Origin of the sequence: Allobacillus halotolerans (assembly GCF_018967645.1) — a bacterium.
Taxonomy (GTDB): domain Bacteria; phylum Bacillota; class Bacilli; order Bacillales; family Alkalibacillaceae; genus Allobacillus; species Allobacillus halotolerans.
This window is the reverse complement of record NZ_JAHLZF010000018.1, coordinates 31,838-57,409: the sequence shown is the minus strand read 5'-3', so window position 1 is coordinate 57,409 and position 25,572 is coordinate 31,838. Positions and strand designations below refer to the sequence as shown.

Genomic DNA, 25,572 nt, shown 5'->3' with positions numbered 1-25,572 from the left:
GACTTTGGGGAGGTACTTCCTTTTTTGTGTTTTGAAACCCTTGCCCTGTAAGGGCTAAGATTTATGAAATTTATTCAGGTCTAAAAGTTATTGAAGGAGATTGGTGGCTATGGTCCAGACAAAGTTATTGCAGGATCTTTTCTTTGATGGAATCCAAGACGCTATGATTATCATTCGTGTAGGGGAGCAAGGAGATTACTACTATGAAATGATCAATCATAAAGCATATGAATTAACAGGACTTTCAGAAGAGAATCTTGGAGATAAGCTTACTGAAAAAGTACCTGGAATTTCTCGCGTTTTTGTATTGGATAAATTTGATGAAATTGTTCATACAAAGCAACCATATTCATTTACAATGGGTTTTCCACAACCTAATAAGGAAACGATAGCACTTCATGTGACTTTGCAGCCAATCGAATTACAAGAGAGTAATTTTATCCTTGTCCATGCACGTCAAATGGATTATATAGAACCTGCTGAAAGTCAGTTTTGGTTGGATGATCAAAATCTAGAATTGAGTAGGCAGCGTTATCGATCGCTTTTCGAGAATAATGCAGATGCTATTTTTTCATTGGATTTAGATGGTAACTTTTTAGAGGTTAATAAAGCATTTGAAGTTCTTTCAGGGTATAAGAAGTGCGAATTAATTGGCAACTCTGCTTTTAGCTATATCGAACGAAAACTGCAGCAAATACTTAAAAAGCATTTTATCAAAACGATACGTGGGGATGCACAAGTTTTCGAACTGACCGTTCCAGTAAAGAGTACAGTGAAAAAAGAACTTCACGTGACGATGACGCCATTAGTTATTGAAGAGGGATTTGTCGGGATTTATGTCATTATGAAAGATGTCAGTGAGCAACGAAAAGCTGAACGTGAATTGAGAGAAAGTGAAGAACGCTTTCGGATGATTGCTGAGAGTTCACATGACTTGATCACTTTGTTGGACCATGATGGTAATATTTTATATGCGTCGCCTTCGTATGAATTTATTCTAGGCATACACCCAGATGAATATGTTGGTCAATCACTTTTGTACAATATTCATGAAGAAGACAAAAACAAAATCATCAGTGAATTCATTCGATCGATCAATGAAAACGTACCAATCACCTTGGAATTTAAGCAACGACATACGGAAAAAGGATGGCTATGGTTTGAATTGCAAGGCAAACCGATTTTTGATGTAAGTGGCGGATTTCTCCACATGGTTGTTGTGACGAGAGAAATTTCCGAACGAAAGAAATATGAAGAGAAATTGCGTACGCTCGCTTATCAAGACCCATTGACCAACTTACCGAATCGAAGGTATTTCCAAGATCGATTGTCAGAACGATTAGCAGAAGCTCGTCGACAAGATCATTCTAATTTTGCTGTCATTATGGTCGATATGGATAATTTAAAAGAATTGAACGATCAATACGGCCACGATTTTGGAGATGAAGCATTACGCGTATTCAGTCGGCGAATTTTAAATAGCTTACGGAGTGATGACCAAGTAGCTCGTCTTGGTGGTGATGAATTCATCATTCTGTTAAGCCATGTGAAATCCAAGAAAGACTGTGTCGATGTCGTCAAAAGACTGCACAATAATATTCGCAAGCCGATTAAAATTAAAGGCGTTACATTAACGTTGACAGCAAGCATGGGACTAACGATGCCGAAGACCCTTACATTTACGGAAGAAGAAATGATTAAACAGGCTGATAAGGCACTTTATCAAGCGAAGCAATCCGGTAAAAACACATATGAAGTTTTACTTACCGCAGATGAGGAAATATAGATATATAGATGGTATTCGTATTTCATCTGAGGAGGTAAAATAATATGGTTGTCACATTAGTTATTCTTATTGCGTTGGTTTCAATTGCTGCGTTAATTGCTACGTGGATGATCGGAAAGAAATATGAGGAACAAGAGCAAGAACGGCTGCGTGAAAATAATGCAACGTTTAGAGATGAACTGGAACGTTCTTGGGAATATGAAAAAACGGCGTTGAATAGAAATATTCCTAATCTGACATTTATTTATATTGCTTTCTTCGCGATTGTCATTTTGGCAGGCATCATTTTATATTTAACTTAACGAAATAGTAATCAAAATGTAACGTTCAGACGTTAGTTTATCTGCTAAACTATATGTGTTCCTTCCTTAGTAAAGTAAGGAATGACTTAAACATCCAAGAAGTGCAGAAATTGATAGCGTCTACTAGATACAAAGAGCTGGTTAAAGGATAGTATCCTTTGCCAGCTCTTTAATTTTTGTTGGGAGAATTAAAAATATATATGAAAAAAATTAAGCCCGATCGATTTCTTTACTTCATCGATCGGGTTTCGATTTGAATTTACGTTTATTTTTGATCGTCTTCATCGACGTAGTGGCCGTGGTCTGGGATGCCGACTTCTTTAAAATTATCCGCTAAATAATTCAAGCTTTTGTGTAATTCTTCACCTTGCATTGGATGTCCATGTCCTGTGATGGCAAGTTTTGGTTGTAGGTCTCTTAATTTTAATACAGATGTTTCTGCATCCTCCCAGTTCGGTGTCAAATAACGTGGAGGCGAGCTAATTTGCTTCTCTTGTGTAAATACGTCATATAAATTTTCCTGTTTGACAGTGACGAATGCGTCTCCGGCAATTAACGTTCTGTCTTTTTCTCTGAATAGAGAAATATGACCAGGTGTGTGCCCGGGTGTGTGAATCCAACGCCAATCTTTCATGTGTGGAATACTGCCGTCTTCTGGCAACGGTTGAACTTTATCCCCAAGATTAATTGGCTCTACAGGGAATAGAGGCGATAGTTTGGCGACCATGCCACCTTCAACTGTAGGGTCCGGTTCTGGATATTTCAACTCACCTTGCAAATATGGAAGCTCGTATTCATGTGCATAAACAGGAATTTTCCAGTAGTCAACGAGTTCTATAATGGCTCCGACATGATCAAAGTGTCCATGTGTCAAAACAATTGCGACAGGGGGCTTTGAAAAGTTTTCATTAACCGTATCAATGATTTTATTAGCTGACTTAGGCATGCCAGCGTCTACTAATACCCACTCATCATCTGACGGGTTATTTACGTAGTATAGATTCACAATTTGAATTGTTTGATACCAAAGGTCTTCGGCAATTTTTTCAAAATGTCCACTTTCTGTGGAAGTGGTTGGGATATATTTGTAATCATCGCCATAACTCATACTGTCTTTCATGCTGTTACCTCCTATAGGTGCTATTTCTATTCTATATATTTATCCGAAAATCGAAGTTATAAACAAAAAATTTCGTAACAATAAAACTTCTACATAAAAAATGCTCAGAAGTACATGTCAGCTTTTTTGCTAGAGCATGTAATCCTGAGCATTGCCAATTTATTTTGTTTTATTTTTTTTAGGAACTACACCGTTATCGTGGTGATCTTCATTTTTTTGGTTCAATATAACGCGCAAATCTTCTTTGAATTTACGTGTAACCAATATATACAAGTAATCCCCTTCTTGAATCTCTGTATCGCCGTATGGGGTGATTAAATTTCCATTACGAACAATCGCTGCAATGGAAGCTTTTTTTGGAAAATTAATATCTCGCAATTTATTACCGACGACGGCATGTGTTTCATTTGTTTGAAACTGAACCATCTCAGCATTCGCTTTGCCCAATGAAATCAATTCAATTGAATGTTCAGGCGTTACTTTCTTCGGTCCTAGTAAATCAAGCTTTTTGGCAAACAACGTTATCGTTGAGCCCTGTACGAGTGCAGAAATTAATACTGTAAAGAATACAATATTAAAAAACGTTTCTGAATGTTCTACACCTGCAACAATCGGGAAGGTCGCCAGAACGATTGGAACAGCCCCTCGTAAACCGGCCCAAGAAATAAAGATTTTCTCTTTAAACGTGTAGCCCATCTTAATCGTAGAGATAAAGACAGCGATTGGGCGTGCAACTAAAATAAGAAATACAGAGATCATGACACCAGAGAAGACGATACTGCCTTCAAAAACTTGTTCCGGGAAAGCGAGTAATCCAAGAATCATAAACATGAAAATTTGTGCAATCCAGGCAAGCCCTTCATTAAATTGGAAAATAGGATAGCGGTAAGTCAATTCAGAATTCCCAACAATTACACCAGCAACGTATACTGCTAAAAAACCACTTGCTCCGATGAGAGAAGCTGCACTATAAATCATGAATGCAAAAGCTAAGGCCAAAATCGGATATAAACCACTCGATTCCAAACTAATTTTATTAATGATAAATGATGAAAATCGTCCTAATAAAATACCGAGGATTAAACCAACACCCATTTGCCAAAAAAATGCAGGGATCATTACGAATAAACTTGAATCATTTACAATCATTTCAATGAAAATAAGTGTTAAAAAAACGGCCATCGGATCATTGGTACCCGATTCAGCTTCAAGTGTTGAAGCGATTTTCGGCTTTACATTTCGTTCTTTGAATGTAGCGAAGACAGCTGCAGCATCAGTTGAACCGACAATGGAACCGAGTAATAATGCATGAAGCCAAGGAACATCTAATAAATAGTGGGCAGCAAGACCAGCTAAAACAGATGTGATAAAGACTCCGACCGTCGCCAATGACAGTGCCGGAACAATTGCTGGACGCATGGATTTCCACTTGGTTTGGAGTCCACCCTCAAACAGAATGACCACAAGTGCTGCAACACCAATAATTTGAGCGATATCCGCATCATCAAAATAAATCCAACCAAAGCCATCGCTTCCGATCGCCATACCGACGGCAATAAATAAAACAAGGGAGGGGAGCCCCATTTGGCTGGAGAATTTTGCAGCAAGAACACCGCTAATTAAAAGAAAAGCGACTAATATAATTAATTGATCATTTCCTACTGAATCTAAAAACATTAGAATCCTCCATTAATTTTCTGTTTTTAATTTTATCATAATTATTATTGTTTTACTTATCAGGTGATTGGCCAGTTTTATATTTTTTGAAAATAATTAACAATTAGAATTTTATCTAGTATAATAATTACTATAACTTTTTTACATATTTTTAGTAACGAGGGTTGTTTGAACATTCAGACTATAGACGGAAACAATACAGTGCTGTAGTCTGTTCGCTTGTGGGGATGGGATTGCTAAACTTTAGATATAGTCGTAAAAGAAGGGTGAGAGTCAATGGAAGAAATTTTAATTGAAGTGAAAGGTCTAAAAAAAGGTTACAAAAAAAGAAAAACAAAAGAGTGGGTTCAAGCTGTTAACGATGTGAATTTCACTGTGAAACGTGGAGAAATTCTCGGCTTACTCGGACCGAATGGTGCTGGCAAGACGACAACGATCAAAATGATCTGTGGACTCATCGTCCCTGATGAAGGGGAAGTCGTCATTAACGGCATCACGATGCAAAAGAATCGTCTAAAAGGATTGGAACACATTAGTGCTGTATTAGAGGGGAACCGGAATTTATATTGGCGCTTAACTGCGAGAGAAAACCTAGAATATTTCGCAGGAAACCGTGGGAATAGCCGGAAGGAAAAGGCCAGCGAAATTGAAGAGCTATTGCATGAGTTTAAATTGAAACAAAAGGAAAATGAACTCGTCAGCAATTTATCTCGTGGTATGCAGCAGAAGCTGGCATTAGCTGTTGCTTTATTGGCAGATAGTGACGTGATTTTACTCGACGAACCGACATTAGGTCTAGATATCGAAACAGGGTATGAAGTGCGCCAATTGTTGAAGAAGATTTCAGAGGCTGGGAAGACGATTATCATTAGTACACATGACATGCCTGTCGTCCAAGACTTATGTGAGCGGACAGTAATTATCAACGATGGAAAAGTAATTGCGGATGAAAAAGTAGAGGAACTGATGAATTTGTTTGAAACAAGTGCTTATGTTTTAACGCTAGGAAATGAACTTACAGAACAACAACAGAAAGAATTAGACGTAAAGTTTCCGATGAATGAATTACTGGATGGGATGAAGTTGACGATCACTTTAGAGCAAGATAACGATATTTATGATTTGATGGATTTATTGAAAAAGGAAAATACAATCATTGAAAAAATCGACCGAACGACCATCAATTTTGAAGAAGTGTTCATGAATTTGATTCAGGAGGAGAAGAACCATGCCATTCATTCAATTAATTAAAGCAAATACACGAATGGAATTCATTGAAATGAAGCGTTATCTTCCTAATACACTCAGCATGATCGCAACAATTTATATCATCTTTTTAGGAATGCTTTTGGGAATCAACGTTATCGGAGACCCGGCACAAGCAGAAGCGAATATCCAACATGTCATTGTGAATTATATTTTTTGGTATTTGACTTTAGTAACATTAACGAATATCGGCTTTACGATTACAATGGAAGCCACAAGAGGTACGTTAGAACAATTGTATATGTCACCGTTAGGGATGTGGAAGATCCTCTTATCACGATTGATCGGTTATATGGCATTACATGGAGTAATTGTCGTTGGTTTATTATATTTAAGTATGGCAACCGCGAATCAATGGCTATATTTAAAACCTGATTTAACCTTGACCATTTTATTAATAACGTTGGTCGGAATCGTTGGTGTAGGTTTTATGATTGCTGGAGCGAGTGTCATATTTAAACAAATTCAAGCATTTATGCAAATCCTTCAGTTTATTTTAGCTGCACTTGCTTTTGTGCCACTATCTGTCGCCCCAATCTTAATATTAGCTCCATTCGTTAAAGGGGTAGACATGATCCGACATGTTATGATTCAAGGCTACTCGTGGACAGATTTTACAGCGATGGATTACACCGCTTTAATCGTCAATTCAGTGGTATATTTATTCATCGGCATATTCTTCTACTTGAAGTGTGAAAAAATAGCGATGTCAAGAGGATTGCTAGGGAACTATTAATCTGATTTATTAGGAAGCGGCCAAGGGAGAATCCTCTCGGTCGCTTTTTAAATATGAGCTACGTTGGGGGTAGAAGACTTGATAAACATTGAAGAGCTAGATCATGAATATTTTATGAAAGAGGCTATTAATGAAGCGGTAATTGCTGGTGAACGAGGAGACTTACCTGTCGGCGCAGTTATTGTACACAATAGAAAAATTATTTCGCGTGGAAACAATAGAATTCATACGAATAAAAACAACACCTTACACGCCGAAATGACTGCTATAAATAACAGTGCGGCTTTTTCACAAAGAAATGCTAGGGAGTGTGTGATTTATACAAGTTTGGAACCTTGTATTATGTGCTTGTCTACGATTGTAATCACGAACATACGCCATATCGTCTTTGCAGTCGAAGATAAGTATATGAATATGAAACCTTTCATCCATTCCAATGATTATATTGATAAGCGCATACATAGTTACATAGAAGGAATATTGGAAAAAGAATCATTTGCAGTTATTCAAAAATACGACGAGAGAATGGCTCGCATGGTTCGTACAGGAAATCTTCAATAGTTTTTCTGTTATGTAAGCTTTTTGATCATCGGTTGGTTTTATCAAAGTTCGAGTTTGGACTGAACGAGCGTGAAATGTCATCGAGGAGCTGTCTCGACACCCGAATGACAGCTAATGAAGCGTGTAAAGTCGTTGAGAAGCCGTCTCAACGCCCGAACGGTGGCTTATGAAGTGCGAAACGTCGTCGAGAAGCTATCTCGACACCCGAATGACAGCTTATGAAGCGTAAAAAGTCGTCGAGAAGCCGTCTCAACGCCCGAACAGTGGCTTATGAAGTGTGAAACGTCGTCGAGAAGCTGTCTCGATACCCGAATGGCAGCTTATGAAGCGTGAAAAGTCGTCGAGAAGCCGTCTCAACGCCCGAACAGTGGCTTATGAAGTGCAAAAAGTCGTCGAGAAGCTGTCTCGATATCCGAATGGCAGCTTATGAAACGTGAAAAGTCATCGAGGAGCGGTCTCAACACCCGAACGGCACTCAACGCAGCGCCAAATGTCGTTGATAAAGCATCTAATCCCCTAGAACAGAAGCGATAATCCCCCGAATCAGAAACGAGAGTGAAGTTTCGGTCGAATAGAGAGCGCCTAATCACCCGGACCGGAAGTGAGAGTGAAGTTTCGGTGGAATAGCTAGCGCCTAATCACCCGAAACGCAATCACGAATTTGATTTCAGTCGAAATACGGCGGTTGTTAGGTAGTGGTTAGCCTAGCAAGCATAAGTTAAAACAGTTATGCACCATTGACCATATATTAATAAAGAGTATGATAGTCTTTAGGTGGTGATTTGGTGGTTAGGTCTTATATATTTGTGTTGATTGCGGTTACCATCTTTTCCAGCAACTTGGTAGTCGGTAAAGCAGTTAGCCATATGTCACCTGTAACTCTTGTGTTCTTTCGTTTACTCATTGCATTCCTCGTTACTTTGCCTATTGGTTACAAACAGGTGAAACATCATATGGACATATGGAAGGAAAATTGGAAATACTTATTTGCGTTTGCTGTGACTGGCATATCATTTTTTAACTTCTTTGTTTACTTATCCTTAAACTATACATCATCGACGAACGCTGGGATTGTTGAAGCAACGACACCAGTTTTTTCTATTTTTCTAGGTTACTTCATATTAAAGGAACGGTTGACGAAGCGGCAATTAATCGGAGCAGGAATTTCCTTTGTTGGAGCAATCTGGGTCATTGCGAATGGTTCCTTGGAAGTTTTATTTGCGCTCGATTTCAATATTGGTGACATCTTCATGATCATTGCTGTTCTAATTTGGGCGATTTATGGAATGTATGTCAAGCAGCATAACCACAAATTCCCTGTGTATGGCGGTGTAGTGATTATGCTGGGAATGGGCTTTTTGATTATCTTGCCGTTTGCCATTGCGAATTGGATAATCAATGGGTTTCATGTTGAACTCACGGATTATAAGGGCATAGCCGGATTGTTATACCTAGGGATTTTTCCGTCAGTAATTGGACTTATTTTTTGGAATAAATCCGTCTCGAATTTAGGTCCTTCGTTAGCGAGCATTTTCTTGAACTTGTTACCTGTCTTTACAACAATCATGGCTGTCATATTTTTAAATGAAAAACTTGTTCCAGCTCAAATTTTCGGTGGAATCCTTGTGGTCGGTGGCGTCCTACTCGTTAATTTGAATTTGAAGAACATCAAGCGATTTTCAAAAAAAGATAAGAAAGCAATTGAAACGACGAATTAACCGGACCCCGTTACCTGATTGAAAAGGTAGCGGGATTTTTGTTACAAAACAAATACGACGAAAGTACAACACATGGACGATAAAAATAGCTTATTCAATCCACGCCAAAAAGCACACCACCCACAGGATGATATGCAAATGTGACGTATGTGATTGATAAGCTAATTATTTTGTCGCTTTTTGAAGTTTATGAATGATACTCAGTGATTTCCCGGTACCAACAGCAACGCATTCAATCGGGTTCTCGGCAATGTGCACAGGAACATCGATTTCGTTGGATAACCAGTCTTGCATGCCTTTCAAGAGTGCGCCGCCACCGGTCAGCATAATCCCGTGATCGACAATGTCACCACTTAATTCTGGTGGACAGTTTTCAAGGGTGTCACGGATGGCCTCCAAAATGGCTTCCAATGACTCACGGAGTGCCTGCTGAATTTCATGTGAGTTGAGTTCAATCGTTTTTGGTAAACCTGTCACCAAGTCTCGCCCACGTACTTCCATAGTGAGCGGATCGTGGTCAACTAAAGCATAACCAATTTCCATTTTGACGTTTTCAGCTGTTCGTTCACCGATTAGGACATTGTATTTTTTGCGAACATGCTGAATGATCGCGCTGTCCATATGGTCCCCGCCTGTGCGAATTGATTTCGCTGAAACGACACCGCCGAAGGAAATAATCGCTACTTCGCTCGTTCCTCCACCAATATCAACAACCATATTGGAAACAGGCTCCTCAACAGGTAGTCCAGCACCAATAGCAGCAGCGACAGGTTCTTCAATAATGTGTACTTGTTTGGCGCCATATTCGCGAATAGCATTATCGATGGCACGACGTTCAACAGAAGTAGATCCTGTCGGTGCACAAACGATGACATTCGGCTTTCTCAATGAGACGCCAAGTTTTTTGCTTACTTTTTTCAGCATTGTACTGAGCATTTGTGACGTGATTTCGTAATCAGCGATGACCCCGTCTTTCAATGGACGGATCGATTGAATATTATGTGGGGTTTTCCCGATCATTTCTTTCGCTTCATTACCTACTGCCAATACTTTTCCAGTATGTGTGTCTATTGCAACAACAGAAGGTTCATTAAAAACAATTCCTTTATTCTTTGTATATATCAATAGGTTCGCAGTACCTAAATCAATTCCAATTGCAGTATTTGAAAACATTGTGTTGCCTCCATCTCTCTTGTGTGGTAATTTTTCTCGAAGTTAACGAAATTAAACTCTGATATGCTTCATTTTTATTGTTCGTTATGTGACGAATTGTGTCAACTGATATCCTTTTGTCTATTGAGGAAATGTTTTCTATATACCCATTTCCCGTACCACGTTAGTTTAACATTTTTTTAAAAAGGTTTTGTTAAAAATAGATAACAAATAAATTACATCATGAAAATGCATGTAATAATTCTTAACTATCATAAAAAAAGAAACCCGCTCATTAAAAGAACAGGTTTCGGGTAGTCATTTATTCAAATGTTGCTAATGTATTGGTCAAAATCAGACGATCATCATCGACAGGTGCTTCTTCAACATCAGTAATCCAAACAGTGTTCATTCCAAGCTGTAAGGCTGGTGCTATTTCATTCATAAAGTTATCACCGACAGAAACAAGCTTCCGAGCATCCACGTTGTATTTTTCGATGACATAATTAAAGTGTTTCTTTGTATTTACTGGCTTCAATGCAGATGGAATTACTTCAACGAAAAACTGTTCTAACTCTAAAAAGCTTAGCAGCCTTTTGGCATCTTCTAAATCACTGTTCGTACAAACAAGTAATGTCTTGCGCTTCGAAAGTTCTTCCAAATATTCTTTCAAACCAGGTGTATGATTCAAAAATCCTTCGAGCTTTGCCATCTGGACTTTTGTTTGATCATACGATTCTTTAATTTCTTCTACAGTAACGCCAAAATGACGTGCAACGGCATAAGGTGGCCACCAACCATCACCAATTGGCACCCATTTGTCAAAGTCAAAGTCACTCGCTTGCATATAAGAAGGTGCGTTTTCGACTTCCACAATTTCATTTTCCCAGTTTCTAGCTTCCGTCAACGTTTCTTGGAATGGATCCCAAGACCAGATTAAATCCCTTTCGCCGTCATAAATTTTACCGATTTGAAGAGGCGACTCCCCATTTTCATATTGATCATATTTTTCTTGAAAGGCTTCTTGTAAATCCTCACGTACACGAGACTTCAAGTTTTCAGTATGTAATTTAAAATGCCCTTTTCCTTCATACAACGTTCCATCCAAATCAAAAATAACTACATCTGCTTGTTCGATGATATTTCGATACATGCCAAAATCCCTCACTTCGTATATTCTAAAAATTATTTTACCATAGGAATGATAGGCTTGGTAATAAAACCGTATGTTAATCAAAAGTGCTTTTTTTCATGGATGTTTTTCTATACAATTAAAGGTGAATCGTTCGATAATTATTAAATCATACAACAAAGAGGGATGGATAAAGGTGCGCACATTAAAAACACTGATCGTGAGCATTTATTTAGTGCTTCGATCTGTTCCAAGATTGAAGAAAATACAGAAGATGGACAAAAAGAACTATGGTCGTGAAGAATATAATGAAATCGTGCATAAACGTCCGAAAAAAATCGGGAGGAAGATTTTTAAGTCTACTGGAAGCAAGATTGTCGTTAATGGGGAAGATAAACTTTGTGACTCACAAGTATTGTTCGTATCGAATCATCAAGGAAACTTTGATATCTTTGCGCTTCTCGGTTTCTTGAAGAAACCATTTGGCTTTATTTCAAAAATTGAAGTGAAAAAGATTCCAATTGCTCGCACGTGGATGGAGAAAATGGACTGCCTGTTTTTAGACCGAAAAGATCGTCGTCAATCTTTAAAAACATTTAAACAAGGAATTGAGTTGCTGAAAGAAGGACATAGCCTATTAATTTTTCCTGAAGGTACACGAGCGAGAAGTGATGAACTGCTTGAATTTAAAAGTGGAAGTTTATCCTTGGCTAAAAAGGCGAATGTTCCCATCCAACCAGTGATGGTAAATGGCACGTATAACATTATGGAAGTTAACAACAATCGGATTCGTAAAGGAAAGGTTTACTTGACGGTTTGTGACCCGATTATGCCTGAGGAATATGAAAACTTGAGTCTCGACGAGCTAGCAGATGAAACGAAAAAACGAATCCAAGAGGCGATGGACCAGACGACAGCGTAGGTCGATCGGTTGATATAACTCACGGCGAATGGATATATGTTCAGATGCAAAATGTTCAACAAGCAATCGATGTTTCAAAGAGGACCAGAAGCAAAACCACCGGTCGATCAGGGCTGGAATTGACTTGATTAAAAGAGAGGTGCTCGTATGTGCGGTCGCTTTACGTTAACTGCTTCACCAGAAGAAATCATGGAAACGTTTGATTTAGATGAGTTGCTGGATTGGGATCCTAGCTATAATATTGCTCCGACACAAAAAGTGCTGACAATTGTAAATGATGGTCAGAAAAATCGGGGAGGGACGATGCGCTGGGGATTGGTACCCTCATGGGCAAAAGATTTATCCATTGGCAGTAAGATGATTAACGCGCGCTTGGAAACTGCGAATGAAAAGCCGAGCTTTAAACGGTTGATGGAGCGAAGACGCTGTTTGATTGTGGCAGATAGTTTTTATGAATGGATGAAAGAGGATGGAACGAAAAAGCCGCAACGGATTTTTCGGGATGATCAGCAGCTCTTTACATTTGCAGGCTTGTGGGATCGCTATCGAGAAGGTGATCAAGAATACATTACATGTACGATTTTAACAAAAGACTCGAATGCCTTTATGCAACCAATTCATCATCGTATGCCAGTCATATTGCCAAAATCCCACGAACAAGAATGGATTTCGTATGAGCAAAAAGATGCGACGGAAATGCGTGATTGGTTGTTATCATTAGACGATGTCACATTCGATCGCTATGAAGTCGATTCTTACGTCAATTCTCCTAAAAATAACGATGAAAACTGCATTGCTCCCTTGGCGACATAAATCTGAAGCATAAAAAGGCCAGTCTTGGCTCGACCCAAGACTGGCTGTTTCATGTATATTCGGTTAACTGGCTTTCCTTCGTTCTTCTTTGGCAACGGATGAGAATCGTCTTGTTTCTGCGACGACAATTCCAGATAGTCCGAGTAATCCGATTAAGTTCGGGAAGGCCATAAGACCATTCATCACGTCTGCAAAAACCCAAACGGTTTGTAGTTGTGCGACTGCCCCAACGAAAATTAATGTGATAAAGACAACACGATAACCAACCAAACCACGTTCATTGGTCAAGTAGTTGAAACATTTCTCCCCATAGTATGACCAACCGAGCAGGGTAGAGAATGCGAAGAATACGAGACCAATCGCAACAATGTAGCTACCGAAATCTCCTAGGAAGTGTCCGAATGCAGCAGATGTTAGATCCGCTCCATCATATCCTCCTGCGAAAAATTCCGAACCGGCCATAACGATTGTAATTCCTGTAACAGAACACACGATGATCGTATCAATTAATACCTGTGTCATGGAAACTAACGCCTGACGAGCTGGGTAATCCGTTTTTGCAGCAGCTGCCGCAATCGGAGCAGAACCTAAACCAGCTTCGTTAGAGAAGACCCCACGAGCAACCCCATAACGAATGACAGCACCGATCGCGCCACCAGCAACTGCGTTACCAGTAAAGGCATCTGTGAAGATCAAACCGAGCGCTGTCGGGACTAGGTCAAAGTTTACAATAAGAATGATGATTCCACCTAAGAGGTAAAGAGCAGCCATAATCGGTACAAAAAAAGCGGTGACTTTTCCGATACTTTTGATTCCACCGATAATGACCAAACCAGCTAATACTGCCAGCACAACACCTGTAATCCAACCAGGAACATTAAAATTACTGCCAAGAACGTCAGAAACCGAGTTCGACTGCACCATGTTTCCGATACCGAATGCAGCAATGGCTCCGAATAAAGCGAAGAGTACACCGAGCCATTTGGCGTTCAAGCCTCTTTCCAAGTAATACATCGGGCCACCAGACATCGTTCCATCTTTACTTTGGACACGGTATTTAACGGCCAGTAATGCTTCTGCATATTTGGTCGCCATACCGACTAATGCCGTGATCCACATCCAGAAAACAGCACCTGGTCCCCCAAGCACGACAGCTGTAGCAACCCCGGCAATGTTACCGGTACCAATTGTTGCCGCCATCGCAGTTGTCAATGCTTGATAGTGAGAGATGTCCCCATCTGACTTTTTGTCTTGCTTTCCTTTGGAAAAAGATAATTTAAGTGCATAACCCATGCTGTGGAATTGCAGAAAACCAAGACGAATCGTCAAGTAAAGTCCTGTACCAACGAGCAGCACAAGAAGGGGAATCCCCCAAACAATGTCACTTGCCTTACTGAGAATATCATTTAACTGTCCCATTCGTATTCCTCCTTTTTTTGATAATTTGTCATCAACTAAATTTTCAGAAAAATCAAGGCAAATGTCAAGTAATTTTTGAATAATTTGTGAACTTACTCAAAAAAACTTGTTTACTAGCACTATTCGAAGGAAATAGATATTATGAATGTAACGTTTTTATTTTATATTATAATTAAGCAGGTGATGGAATGGTGAAAGTATTATTTGTCTGTCTCGGAAATATTTGTCGCTCACCGATGGCAGAAGCAATTTTTCAAGAATTAGTGAGTGAAAAAGGGTTGGACGATCAAGTCGTCATCGACTCTGCCGGAACAGGCGATTTTCATGTTGGTGAACCGCCACATGAAGGAACAATAAAAAAATTAACGGATGCGGGCGTCAATTCCAATGGTCTCGTTGCTCGGCAAATTAGCGAGGAAGATTTTCTTCATTTTGATTATATTATTCCAATGGACGACGATAACTTGGAAAACATAAGAAAACAAATCGATGATGATACAAATATCGTCGTAAAAAAATTATTGGATTTCGTGCCGGATTCTAAAGTGAAAAACGTACCAGATCCGTATTTTACGGGAGATTTTGACGAAACATATGAATTAGTTTTTGAAGCTTGTCAACATTTATTGAACGATGTAAAAGTAAAACTTGAACCATTACAGGAGGAATACTAATGGAAAAATGGAAAAAAGGTATGTTAGTTGGAGCTGCACTTGGACTGTTGGTTTCGTTAATTGATCGCCAAGAGAGAGAAAAAGTCAAAGACTATTCAAGAAACATGAAAAATGAAGTGCGCCAAGTGTATTCACAACCATCACAAGCCATCACGCAATTACGAACAAAGTTACATGATGTCACAAGAGGCACTGATCGTGTCATCCAACAACTGGATCAGTTAGAGTCATTCTTTAATAAGTATGATAACCGTAAATAAACATGCATATAGTGAACGATAAGTACGAGTATTATTCTCAAAAACTTATCGTTACTTTTTTTAGTTAGTAAAAATGATAGATATTGCAGGTGACAAAATGATTTTTGAAAAGCAATTTTGGAAGGAACTGTTTTCGGAATTCAGTAATGATGACGTAACTGGCCTTGCCGCTCAATTATCTTATTTTTTCTTGCTATCGTTATTTCCATTACTGATTTTTTTGCTATCACTCGTTTCATTTTTACCGGTTACTCAAGAGGACATTTTTAATATGCTCCAAGAGTATTTACCACCGAATACGCAAGATTTGATTCAAAATAACGTTCAGCAAGTGATTGATGGCGGAGGAGGCGGTTTATTATCTTTCAGTATTATCGGTACGATTTGGTCCGCATCCGTCGGTGTCAATGCGTTATTGCGGTCGTTTAATCGTGCCTATGAAATCGAAGAAACACGTTCGTTTATTGTTGCAAGAACACTTTCTATCGGCCTCACGCTATTGGTCTTATTTTTGATTGCCGTTGCACTGATGATTCCTGTGTTTGGCCGGGTACTTGGTGAAAATGTATTCGGGATGATTGGGCTCTCGGAACAATTCGTCGAAGTCTGGTTTATCATTCGTTGGATATTGACGGCACTTATTTTGATTGTCGTGTTAACCATTCTATTTTTTATCGGTCCAAACAAAAAGCTGAAACTTGTGCACACCTTGCCTGGCGCTACTGTCGCGACAATAGGTTGGATGCTCACTTCATGGGGATTCTCTTACTACGTTTCCAATTTCGGTAACTATTCAGCGACATACGGCAGCCTCGGCGGGATCATCGTGTTGATGGTATGGTTATTTTTATCAGGCATGATGATTATTATCGGTGGTGAGGTCAACGCAATTCTTGATCGAAATAATCGCCGCCTGCTTTCAAGAAAAAAACAGATAGTGGAATAGCCAGTAAGCAAATGGCTTTAATCGAAATAAACCCGAACAAAGGATGGACAGTCCTTCGTTCGGGTTTGTTTTTTGCGTTCCAGAATAGAAGCGTTCAAATCGGAGGTAGCGCCCAAAAAAAGAGCTCTACCCCCGAATAGAAGCGCTCAAATCGGATGTAGCGTCCAAAAGATAAGCTCTACCCCCGAATAGAAGCGCTCTAATCAGGGGTAGCGATCAAAAAAAGAGCTCTACCCCTGAATAGAAGCGCTCTAATCGGCGGTAGCGATCAAAAAAAGAGCTGTACCCCTGAATAGAAGCGCTCTAATCGGATGTAGCGCCCAAAAAGTGAGCTCTATCCCTGAATAGGAGCGCTCAAATCGGCGGTAGCGCCCCAAAAGATAAGCTCTACCCCCGAATAGAAGCGCTCTAATCGGAGATAGCGACCAAAAAAAGAGCTCTACCCCTGAATAGAAGCGCTCTAATCGGAGGAAGCGACCAGAAAAAGAGCTCTATCCCCGAATAGAAGCGCTCTAATCGGAGATAGCGACCAGAAAATGAGCTCTACCCCCGAATAGAAGCATTCAAATCGGGGGTAGCGACCAAAAACAAAGCTCTACCCCTGAATAGAAGCGCTCTAATCGGAGATAGCGACCAAAAAAAGAGCTCTACCCCCGAATAGAAGCGCTCTAATCGGAGGAAGCGACCAAAAAATGAGCTCTATCTCCGAATAGAAGTGATCTAATCATTGGCAGCCCCAAAAAATAGAATCTCTATAATAAGCGCTAAGCGTTAATCGGTTTTTTCATTTTTTTCGGACCAAAGAAGTACATCATGACACTGACGACTGCCATAAACAATGCAAGCATCAGGAAGAAGGATTGATTCGCAAAATAATCGAGATAAAAACCGCCGACAATTGGGCCAGTGATGCTTCCGATACTAAACGCTGCACCGCATAAAATATTCCCAGCAGGCAGGAGCATCTTTGGTAAAAGATCCGTCATATAAGCAATCCCTAGGGAAAAAAGTGAACCTAATAAAAGTCCCGCCATAATGAATGTAGCAAACAATCCGATGAGATATTGGTCGAACCATGTACCCGCTAAGAAAATTGCGGTCCCACCAAATAAAACAATCGTTAACATCTTCTTTCTGCCGATACGATCGCTTAGTGTGCCGAGCGGTATCTGGGAAATGATTCCTGCACCAGCGAAGCAAGGTACGATAATCGAAATCAATGCTACGTCAATGCCAATACGCATGGCGTAAATCGGAAAGATACTGTGCAAAACAGTTTCTAAAAATCCATAAGCGAACGGTCCGAGCATGGCAATCCAAGCAATTTTCGTCGCGTTGGTAAAACGCTTTAATGTATTATTAGAGGAAATATCAAACTCTGTCTCGTCGACTGGATAATCATTTCGAATCCAGAACATAAATAGCCAAACAAACAGGCATAATACAGAGCTTATTATAAACGGAAGATTTTGATGGATTTCTACTAACTGGGTAAATAATGGACCAATCGTGAAACCCAAACCAAACATCAGTCCGTAAATGGCAATATAAGTTCCGCGTTTATGATCAGGTGTTGTTGTCGTAATCCATGTTTGTGTACCGAAATGGAGGATGTTGTCCCCGATGCCGATGAGCAATCGTAAAGCGAACCAAAACCACATGGATTCCCAAAGCGTAAATGAAAATAATGCGATAAATACAACGGCTCCACCGAGTAAAATGACCGGTTTATAGCCAAATTTACGTAGTGGTGGTTCTAAAAATGGCGAAACGATTAAAATACCTATGTATAATGCTGTAGCATGTAATCCGTTTAAAGCGGAAGAAATGCCATTTTGCTCAAAAATGATTGAGATCAGTGGTAGAAGTAAGCCTTGAGAAAAACCCGAAATGCCGACGAGCCCAACGAGCACGGCAAATCTTCTTGCGGAATAGGACATATGCAATCCTCCAATGTTTGTAAGCAAATTGAATGACGAACTACTTCTCTATGTTAAAATAGATACAATTGAAAATCACGAAAAAAGAAGGATAGGTGAGTTTCGAATGAAATTTACAGTGACTGACGAAAAGATAACAAGTGAGCTACCAGCAGGCGAACTGACGATTTCCGGAGATGAAAATGAAGGGTTCCGTCCATTCCAGTTAATGGTTTCATCTTTGGCAGGCTGCAGCAGCTTAGTATATAAACGTATTTTGGCGAAGCAAAAGATCGAATGGGATGAAATGACTGTTGAAGCGGACGTCATTCGAAGTGAAGACGAAGTCAACCGCATCGAAAGAGTGACGCTGTTATTTAAGGTGAAAGGCAAAGACTTGAAACAAGAAAAATTACAAAAAAGTTTAGAGATTGCTTCGAAAAACTGTTCAATGGTTCAATCCGTTGTACCAACAATTGAAGTAGAAGAAAAAGTAGAGGTCGTAGATGCATAACGTTATAAAACGATTGACACACTCATTCTAGCTAATGCTAGGATGAGTTTTTTTGTATCGGCTCATCCGAAAAGATCTGAAAAACACATCCCTTAAAAGCATATTTAAAAATAAAATGAATAAATTTGATAAAAGGGTTGTATTCCTTTAAGAAATCCTTTACTCTAGTAAACAGATAAAGAGATGAATCGTTAAAGGGGAGAACTACAATGGCATTTGTTGTCATCGCTTCAGTATTAATCATGGTTATTTTAAGTTTATTGAAAGTAAACGTACTTTTGGCAATCGTGATTTCAGCACTCTCAGCAGGGCTCATGTCCGGCTTGTCGCTCGCAGATACGGTTGCATTATTCGTCGAAAACATGGGAGGAAGTGCAAATACAGCACTCAGCTACGTGTTGCTCGGTGGATTTGCAGTAGCCATTAGTTTGACAGGTATCACAACAGGACTTGTTCAATTTTTACGGAAGGCAGTCAAAGGAAAGCGCGGGTTTATGTTAATCGCAATTGCTCTCATCGCATCCTTGTCTCAGAACGCAGTGCCGGTGCATATCGCGTTTGTTCCGATTTTAATCCCGCCATTAATTGCTTTGTTCGACAAAATGCAGTTGGATCGTCGTGCCGTAGCGACTTCTTTGGTCTTCGGGTTAAAAGCTCCATACGTCATGCTACCGATTGGCTTCGGATTGATATTCCAAGGAATCATCCGAGATAACATGGTTGAAAATGGCATTGAGTTTTCATTGAATGAAGTGACTCAAGCCATGTTGATTCCAGGAGCAGGAATGATTGTCGGTTTGCTAATTGCGCTATTCATCACATACCGTAAAAAGCGTGATTATAGCCAAATCCAAGCGAGTGAGACGGCTTCAAGCATAGCAGAAGAAAGTGATGCACCTTTCCAATTCGAAACAAAACACTTTATGACATTGATCGCCATTGTTGCTGCGTTAGTGGTACAAATCCTAACAGGTGAAATGGTACTCGGCGCCTTAACGGGATTGCTCCTTATGTTTATATTGGTCGCTGTACCGTTTAAACGCGGCGAAGAGGTTATGGCAAAAGGGATCGGTATGATGGGCATGATTGCATTTATTATGCTTGCTGCGTCAGGTTTCGGTGAAGTTTTAAAACAGACAGGATCTGTCGAAGCATTAGTAGACGCCTCATCGGGTATGTTGGAAGGAAACAAAGCATTAATCTCAATGATTTTACTGCTTGTCGGTTTACTAATCACGATGGGAATTGGTACATCATTCGGTACGATTCCAATCATTGCGGCATTGTACGTTCCGATTGCTTTAGCAGCTGGATTTTCACCAATGGCGATCGCCGTTCTGATTGGTACAGCTGGAGCCTTGGGTGACGCAGGTTCACCAGCATCTGACAGTACACTCGGCGCGACTGCTGGTTTGAATGTCGACGGAAAACACAATCACATTTGGGATACATGTGTACCGACATTCATCCACTTCAACATTCCATTGCTTATTTTCGGTTGGGCCGCGTCCTTATTCTTATAAAATGAAGACTAGGTTGGTTTCTCTTTTCAAAAGGGATGCCAACCTTTTTGAATGGTTTTTCTTCTTTCTGCGAAACCTATAGGCAGAGAAGGAGGAAGATTTTTTATGAAAAAAATATCAACTGCTTTTTTAATCATTGTTTTTGTCATTGCACAAAGTTTGCCCATTTTAGCTCTCTCTAATGAATCTCATGGGTATGGTTATAAAAAAAGTGAGGGAGAATCACCGCCCGACTTAGGTTTCTACGCCCCATTAATTGAAAAATATAATGGTTATTATATGGGTGATCCAGATGAGAAGAAAATTTATCTAACCTTTGATAATGGCTACGAAGAAGGTTACACCGGAATGATTCTTGACGTTTTAAAAGAAAAACAAGTACCGGCAACATTCTTTTTGACCGGCCATTATGTCGATGATGAGCCAGAGCTGACAAAACGCATGGTAAATGAAGGACATATTATTGGAAATCATTCGGATAAACACCTGGATTACACAGAAGCAAGTGACGACAAAGTAAAAAAAGATCTTCAAACACTAGATGAAAAAGTTAAAAAGGTGACCTCACAAGACCATGTGAAATTTTTCCGACCAGCCAAAGGCGTCTTCAGTGAACGAACACTCGACCTTACGAATAAACTAGGCTATGTCAATGTGTTCTGGACCGTCGCATTAGTTGATTGGAATACAGGAGAGAAAAAAGGGTGGGAGCAAGCCTATCGCGGTGTCATCGATCAAATTCATCCAGGCGCCATCGTGTTATTACATGCCGTCTCTGAAGACAACGCCGAAGCACTTAGCCATTTAATTGATGATTTGCGAAAAAGAGGATATGAATTTGCTTCACTCGATGAATTATTGTGGGATGAACTGGTGCCGTTTTAAGGTGAGAGGCAGCTTTATCGACAGTTGGCTGGCGCTTATCAACAGTCAGGATCGCTTTATCGACAGTTAGCTGGCGTTTATCAGCAGTCAGGGACGTTTTATCGACAGTTAGCTGTCGCTTATCAACAGTCAGGGATGTTTTATCGACAGTTGGCTGTCGCTTATCAACAGTCAGGTGCGTTTTATCGACAGTTAGCTGTCGCTTATCAACAGTTAGAGAACGCTTATCAACAGTCACCACCCGAATTATGTTTGCTCGCTCTTTTCAAAGCTCCTTTCTCAGCTAATGTAGTAAATCAATTTTTTGTCAGCTAGCTGTTAACCATGTAAACTATAGGATAGTTTGAAAAGGGAGAGAAAATGAATGTGGAAAGAATATTATCACGTGACGGGGATATACGATTTTGATTATGCTTTAAAGCGATTATCTCTAGATCCGTTAATTCAAGTAAATAAAAAAGAACGATATGTCGATGTACCGTTGAAGTTGGCTGAGGACGATTATTGTGTTGTTCGAGTGAAAGCAGAGGGCACGATCGAGAAGCCTGTTTTCTCTGTCATGTCTGATCATGATGAACAACAAGATGTCATCTTCGAGCACATCCGAAATATTTTCCAGTGGGATAAAGATCTACAGGAAGTTCATGATTATTTCCAAGGAACCGATTTATCGTTGTTATTTTTCACATACCCAGGCACGCCGATTGTGCGCGATTTTGATTTGTATGGTTCATTAATGAAAACATTAATACATCAGCAACTTAATTTGCGATTTTCGTATGAATTGACTTCGAGGTTTGTGAAAGCATATGGAAAAGAAATCGACGGTTCTTGGTTCTATCCATCGCCAGAAAAGATTGCGGAACTTGACTATGAAGACTTGAAGGAACTTCAGTTCAGTCAGCGTAAAGCCGAGTACGTTATCGATACGTCACGAATGATCGCAAATGGCGAGCTTGATTTGAAAGAAATTAGCCGCTTAACGAACGAAGAAGTGTTCAAGAAGTTAGGTGCCATTCGCGGCATTGGTCCTTGGACAGTGCAAAGCTGGCTGCTGTTCGGCCTAGGTCGTGATGATCTTTTGCCTGGAGCAGATATTGGGCTTCAAAACGCTTTGAAGCGACTTTGGAAAATGGAAACGAAACCATTGAAAGATTATATTGAAGAAAAAGCCGAGGATTGGGCGCCGTACCGGAGTTATGCGGCCATTACTCTTTGGAGAAGTATAGAATAAGGTAGCGGATAAAAGATGAGAGACCAAGTCGTCTGAAGACTTGGTCTCTTGTTTTGTTTTATTAAAAGAATTTTGTGGCTGGGCGCATACATTTTGATTATGGGCTCATATATTTTTAATTTGGTCGCATATCTTCTAGCATTGGCCACATTTCTTCTCTTATACGGATCATATCGCAGCATGTTGGAAGCATATAATTTCAAATACGGTTCATAACGCTGATTCCAATAGGATCATAATCAGAACCGCAGCCTATTTTGTGGTCGGCTCATATTATTTAATTATAGACTCATATACCTTGAATTTGGTCGCATATCATCTAGCCTTGGTCACATATCTTCTCTTATACGGCTTATATCGCAGCATGTTGGGAGCATATAATTTCAAATAGGGCGCATAGCCCTGATGCACAGAGTCTTATTATAATAAAAGTTAAGTCACATTTCCTCTATTATTTAAACGGAACGTCTTTTGAGGAAGAAAAATAATGTTGAATGTTCCTGAACGTTATATCTGTTCCTCCGCGGCTTGTATCGAATCCATCTTTTGCAATAACCATACCTTTAAAAGATTCTCCCTTAAAAATCACTTTACCGTTCGGTGCAAATAAAATTCCAGAGAGGGAGATTCCTCCCATATTACTCAAATCGATGTCTCCCTTACTGACAATAGTGACATTGTTCAGGTCATAGTCCTGGTCCTCGCCTTGTAATTTACGAAAAGTGAAATCATTTGTAAAAATTTTAACATTATCTTCCAATGTATCTTTACGTTCATAACCGTTGTTCGAGTACCAATTTTCCCCTCTTAGCTTAGGGATTTGAATTTTCGGATGTTTTGGTAAGTCGCTTGAAATGAACTCGCCATGAGGGATGTTTTTATGGGCATCATTGTTTGTCGCTGAGTAAACATTTCCTTCAACATAGATTTCTTTTGCATTTATATAGGTATCCCATTTATTGAAATTCACATCGCCGCTAATATATACTTTGTCTGCATTAATACGGCCGCTTCCATCAAAAGTGACACTGCCATCAATATAGACTTCCTTTGAACTTAATGTAGGATTACCGTTATTTATTACTACATTTCCTTTTATATATGTTTTTTCTTGAGACTCAATTTTTGCACTTCCATCAAAGATTATTGATCCATCAATGAAGATTTCCTTTGAAATGATTTTCGGATTGCCATACTTAATCTCCAAATCCCCTTTGATACTAATTAATTCGGTGATTCCTGATTCTCCCATGCCTGAACCACCTTTATAACGGATTGTATTCCCAGTTTTATCAATATAGATTTTAGGTACAGATACAGTCTGTCCACCTCTAGTAAATTCTAAATCTTTCTTGTTAGAGTTATCAATCACGATTTGTCCCTCACCACCATGGCTTTTAACGTTATTTCCACCACCAATATCTATACCAGCTCCATAGACAAATACATTTTCCTCTTTCAGATAAGTATAGAAATCTCTCTGAAAGCTCGGCAAAGAGATACTTACTTTACTTTTTTCTATAATTTCCTTCTTCGCTTCAATAGTTGTATCGATGGTGAAATCATTGTCAAATTCATCCAATAAGGTAAAGCTCACGAGCAGATCTTCATGAGGGTTTTTGTTCTGGCAATTTTCAAAAGGAGTTCCATCTATACTGAACGAATCAAACTCGAATTGTTGACTTGGCTGGACATCTTCTAAGCACAAAGCGTACTCTTCACTCTCTTCTGTGTGATGCTTGTTCCGAATCTGGCTAATCACAAGATTGGCTTCTTGGCGAACATTCACATGAGAAGTTGACCGAGCGTTCTGTTCGACGACATTAATGAAAATTGAGAACGAAAGTGTTAAGATAATAGAAAGCAATAGAAGAACTGCGAGAACTTCAACTAATGTGATTCCTTTCTGATTATCTAAGTGGTTTTTGAACATATCATCACCCATTTTCTATTAAGCTAGTATTAAAAGAGGTGCACGAATGAAACGTCTAAACTTTATGTATAATGACCAAGGAATGACTTTAATAGAAATTCTCGGTGCAATCACAATTCTGAGTATCGTCTTGATCGGTTTCATGAGTTTTTTTCCACAATCTATTTTAATGTCTCAGAAGGCGGAAGACGAACTGACAGCGATCAATGTTGCTGAGCGTGTTTTGACGGAAGTAAAAGCTGATCCCCAATTGATTGATGAAGAATGGGGACCCATTGAAGAAAATCAGCAAAATTATTATCCTATAATCGAGATGGTTCCCCAATCAGATCATGACCCAACAGAAATTGAGTACGGACTTACACGTATCCTCATCAAGATTTATGCAGAAAAACCACCTTCTGAATCAAGTCGTTTATCAGCCCAATTATATGGGTATATAGAACTGGAGGGGAATCAATGAGTCAATTTCATAAAAACGAAAACGGTGCAGCATTAGTTATCGTACTGTTGATCATCACCGTCATCGGAATCATCACCCCACCAATTATTTCAAATATTTTAGGCAGTATCGAACAATATCAACGAACCGAAGAAAGTGTACAGCGTTCGAAGTTGGAAGACATGGGTCTTACATATATGGAAAATGCGATTATACAAAGTGAAGAAGTCGCTTCAGGCGAAATTGAAACTTGGTTAGGAAATTTAGACAGCGCACCAAATCATCATGTGATCGTTCGCCAATTCAAAAACTCACTGGAAAATGAATTCAGGAAAAACGGTTTGATTGATGGTGTTGAAATTTCAATGACTGACCAAATCCGCTACCGGATCTCCATATCAGACATCAAGATAGCGAACGGTCAAAACATTGTTGTCAACTATGCCGTTGCGCCAACCATCAATGGAGATTATCGTTCCAATCACCTAGTGGAAGAAATGAAAACCATCCAAGTTGCTATTGAGGATGAAGCCTCGTAAACCAGGATGAACCTCGATTTTGAGATTTCGAGCGTGGAATCTTCCCACAGTTCCACTAGCAAGAATACTAGAGTCTCCATAGTAACCCCACTTCTCTTA

Annotated in this window: 25 protein-coding genes; 18 read left to right on the top strand and 7 right to left on the bottom strand. The window is 39.5% G+C overall.

Going from position 1 to position 25,572, the window contains the following annotated elements; genetic code table 11:
* The first annotated feature begins 109 nt into the window (after positions 1-109).
* A complete protein-coding gene (locus KQ486_RS11390; RefSeq protein WP_216687694.1) occupies positions 110-1,786 on the top strand; it encodes a sensor domain-containing diguanylate cyclase in 1,677 nt (558 codons plus the stop codon).
* Between the two features lie 44 nt (positions 1,787-1,830).
* Entirely contained in the window at positions 1,831-2,088 is a 258-nt protein-coding gene (locus tag KQ486_RS11385) for a hypothetical protein (protein WP_144162097.1), read from the top strand.
* A 265-nt stretch (positions 2,089-2,353) separates the two neighbouring features.
* On the opposite strand, the gene KQ486_RS11380 is transcribed toward KQ486_RS11385, so the two are convergent.
* Positions 2,354-3,208: an MBL fold metallo-hydrolase gene (locus KQ486_RS11380; RefSeq protein ID WP_212371383.1), complete on the bottom strand. Its 855-nt coding sequence runs from the start codon at positions 3,206-3,208 to the stop codon at positions 2,354-2,356.
* A gap of 159 nt (positions 3,209-3,367) precedes the next feature.
* A complete protein-coding gene (locus tag KQ486_RS11375) occupies positions 3,368-4,885 on the bottom strand; it encodes a potassium/proton antiporter (RefSeq protein WP_212371382.1) in 1,518 nt (505 codons plus the stop codon).
* Positions 4,886-5,161: 276 nt separating this feature from the next.
* On the opposite strand from KQ486_RS11375, the gene KQ486_RS11370 reads away from it, so the two are divergent.
* The 4 genes from KQ486_RS11370 to KQ486_RS11355 all read left to right on the top strand — a co-directional run bounded on the left by KQ486_RS11370 (position 5,162) and on the right by KQ486_RS11355 (position 9,166).
* A complete protein-coding gene (locus KQ486_RS11370; RefSeq protein WP_216687693.1) occupies positions 5,162-6,136 on the top strand; it encodes an ABC transporter ATP-binding protein in 975 nt (324 codons plus the stop codon).
* The gene (locus tag KQ486_RS11365) at positions 6,114-6,887 is read left to right on the top strand and encodes an ABC transporter permease (RefSeq protein WP_216687692.1); all 774 of its coding nucleotides are present in this window, start codon (positions 6,114-6,116) and stop codon (positions 6,885-6,887) included. The genes KQ486_RS11370 and KQ486_RS11365 overlap by 23 nt, the downstream gene beginning before the upstream one ends.
* A 78-nt stretch (positions 6,888-6,965) precedes the next feature.
* The gene (locus KQ486_RS11360) at positions 6,966-7,448 is read left to right on the top strand and encodes a nucleoside deaminase (RefSeq protein ID WP_216687691.1); all 483 of its coding nucleotides are present in this window, start codon (positions 6,966-6,968) and stop codon (positions 7,446-7,448) included.
* Positions 7,449-8,233: 785 nt separating this feature from the next.
* Complete coding sequence (locus tag KQ486_RS11355; protein ID WP_216687690.1) at positions 8,234-9,166, top strand: DMT family transporter; 933 nt, start codon at positions 8,234-8,236, stop codon at positions 9,164-9,166.
* Between the two features lie 165 nt (positions 9,167-9,331).
* Here KQ486_RS11355 and mreBH read toward each other — a convergent pair whose 3' ends face one another.
* Both mreBH and KQ486_RS11345 read right to left on the bottom strand, forming a co-directional pair.
* Positions 9,332-10,339 (bottom strand): rod-share determining protein MreBH, encoded by a 1,008-nt coding sequence (gene mreBH / locus KQ486_RS11350; protein WP_144162115.1) that lies wholly within the window; start codon positions 10,337-10,339, stop codon positions 9,332-9,334.
* 301 nt (positions 10,340-10,640) lie between these two features.
* The gene (locus tag KQ486_RS11345) at positions 10,641-11,471 is read right to left on the bottom strand and encodes an HAD family hydrolase (protein ID WP_216687689.1); all 831 of its coding nucleotides are present in this window, start codon (positions 11,469-11,471) and stop codon (positions 10,641-10,643) included.
* Positions 11,472-11,646: 175 nt separating this feature from the next.
* On the opposite strand from KQ486_RS11345, the gene KQ486_RS11340 reads away from it, so the two are divergent.
* On the top strand, positions 11,647-12,372 hold the full coding sequence (locus tag KQ486_RS11340) for a lysophospholipid acyltransferase family protein (protein WP_274236792.1): 726 nt from the start codon (positions 11,647-11,649) through the stop codon (positions 12,370-12,372).
* A gap of 147 nt (positions 12,373-12,519) precedes the next feature.
* The gene (locus tag KQ486_RS11335) at positions 12,520-13,185 is read left to right on the top strand and encodes an SOS response-associated peptidase (RefSeq protein WP_216687688.1); all 666 of its coding nucleotides are present in this window, start codon (positions 12,520-12,522) and stop codon (positions 13,183-13,185) included.
* Between the two features lie 63 nt (positions 13,186-13,248).
* Here the strand turns inward: KQ486_RS11335 and KQ486_RS11330 are convergent, their stop codons facing one another.
* Positions 13,249-14,604, bottom strand: coding sequence for an alanine/glycine:cation symporter family protein (locus KQ486_RS11330; protein ID WP_216687687.1), 1,356 nt, complete (start codon positions 14,602-14,604; stop codon positions 13,249-13,251).
* A 188-nt stretch (positions 14,605-14,792) separates the two neighbouring features.
* On the opposite strand from KQ486_RS11330, the gene KQ486_RS11325 reads away from it, so the two are divergent.
* From KQ486_RS11325 to KQ486_RS11315, 3 genes are all read left to right on the top strand, one after another.
* Complete coding sequence (locus KQ486_RS11325) at positions 14,793-15,278, top strand: low molecular weight protein-tyrosine-phosphatase (RefSeq protein WP_144162127.1); 486 nt, start codon at positions 14,793-14,795, stop codon at positions 15,276-15,278.
* On the top strand, positions 15,278-15,538 hold the full coding sequence (locus KQ486_RS11320) for a YtxH domain-containing protein (protein ID WP_144162130.1): 261 nt from the start codon (positions 15,278-15,280) through the stop codon (positions 15,536-15,538). Before KQ486_RS11325 ends, KQ486_RS11320 begins: the two co-directional genes overlap by 1 nt.
* A gap of 97 nt (positions 15,539-15,635) precedes the next feature.
* Positions 15,636-16,484, top strand: coding sequence for a YihY/virulence factor BrkB family protein (locus KQ486_RS11315; protein ID WP_144162133.1), 849 nt, complete (start codon positions 15,636-15,638; stop codon positions 16,482-16,484).
* A gap of 764 nt (positions 16,485-17,248) precedes the next feature.
* Here the strand turns inward: KQ486_RS11315 and KQ486_RS11310 are convergent.
* Positions 17,249-18,424 (bottom strand): MFS transporter, encoded by a 1,176-nt coding sequence (locus KQ486_RS11310; protein WP_144162136.1) that lies wholly within the window; start codon positions 18,422-18,424, stop codon positions 17,249-17,251.
* A 106-nt stretch (positions 18,425-18,530) separates the two neighbouring features.
* On the opposite strand from KQ486_RS11310, the gene KQ486_RS11305 reads away from it, so the two are divergent.
* From KQ486_RS11305 to KQ486_RS11285, 5 genes are all read left to right on the top strand, one after another.
* Positions 18,531-18,917, top strand: a complete 387-nt coding sequence (locus tag KQ486_RS11305; protein ID WP_144162139.1) for an OsmC family protein — start codon at positions 18,531-18,533, stop codon at positions 18,915-18,917.
* Positions 18,918-19,126: 209 nt separating this feature from the next.
* A complete protein-coding gene (locus KQ486_RS11300) occupies positions 19,127-20,440 on the top strand; it encodes a Na+/H+ antiporter family protein (RefSeq protein WP_144162142.1) in 1,314 nt (437 codons plus the stop codon).
* A 105-nt stretch (positions 20,441-20,545) separates the two neighbouring features.
* A complete protein-coding gene (gene pdaA, locus KQ486_RS11295) occupies positions 20,546-21,325 on the top strand; it encodes a delta-lactam-biosynthetic de-N-acetylase (protein WP_216687686.1) in 780 nt (259 codons plus the stop codon).
* Positions 21,326-21,349: 24 nt separating this feature from the next.
* Positions 21,350-21,640 carry a hypothetical protein gene (locus KQ486_RS11290; protein ID WP_216687685.1) on the top strand — a complete coding sequence of 97 codons (291 nt, stop codon included), beginning with the start codon at positions 21,350-21,352 and terminating at the stop codon, positions 21,638-21,640.
* Between the two features lie 49 nt (positions 21,641-21,689).
* The gene (locus KQ486_RS11285; protein WP_216687684.1) at positions 21,690-22,559 is read left to right on the top strand and encodes a DNA-3-methyladenine glycosylase family protein; all 870 of its coding nucleotides are present in this window, start codon (positions 21,690-21,692) and stop codon (positions 22,557-22,559) included.
* A 451-nt stretch (positions 22,560-23,010) separates the two neighbouring features.
* Here KQ486_RS11285 and KQ486_RS11280 read toward each other — a convergent pair whose 3' ends face one another.
* Complete coding sequence (locus KQ486_RS11280) at positions 23,011-24,492, bottom strand: prepilin-type N-terminal cleavage/methylation domain-containing protein (RefSeq protein WP_216687683.1); 1,482 nt, start codon at positions 24,490-24,492, stop codon at positions 23,011-23,013.
* 46 nt (positions 24,493-24,538) lie between these two features.
* On the opposite strand from KQ486_RS11280, the gene KQ486_RS11275 reads away from it, so the two are divergent.
* Together KQ486_RS11275 and KQ486_RS11270 are read left to right on the top strand one after the other, a co-directional pair.
* The gene (locus KQ486_RS11275; RefSeq protein ID WP_144162160.1) at positions 24,539-24,955 is read left to right on the top strand and encodes a type IV pilus modification PilV family protein; all 417 of its coding nucleotides are present in this window, start codon (positions 24,539-24,541) and stop codon (positions 24,953-24,955) included.
* Positions 24,952-25,473 (top strand): hypothetical protein, encoded by a 522-nt coding sequence (locus KQ486_RS11270; RefSeq protein WP_216687682.1) that lies wholly within the window; start codon positions 24,952-24,954, stop codon positions 25,471-25,473. The genes KQ486_RS11275 and KQ486_RS11270 overlap by 4 nt, the downstream gene beginning before the upstream one ends.
* Positions 25,474-25,572 lie beyond the last annotated feature (99 nt).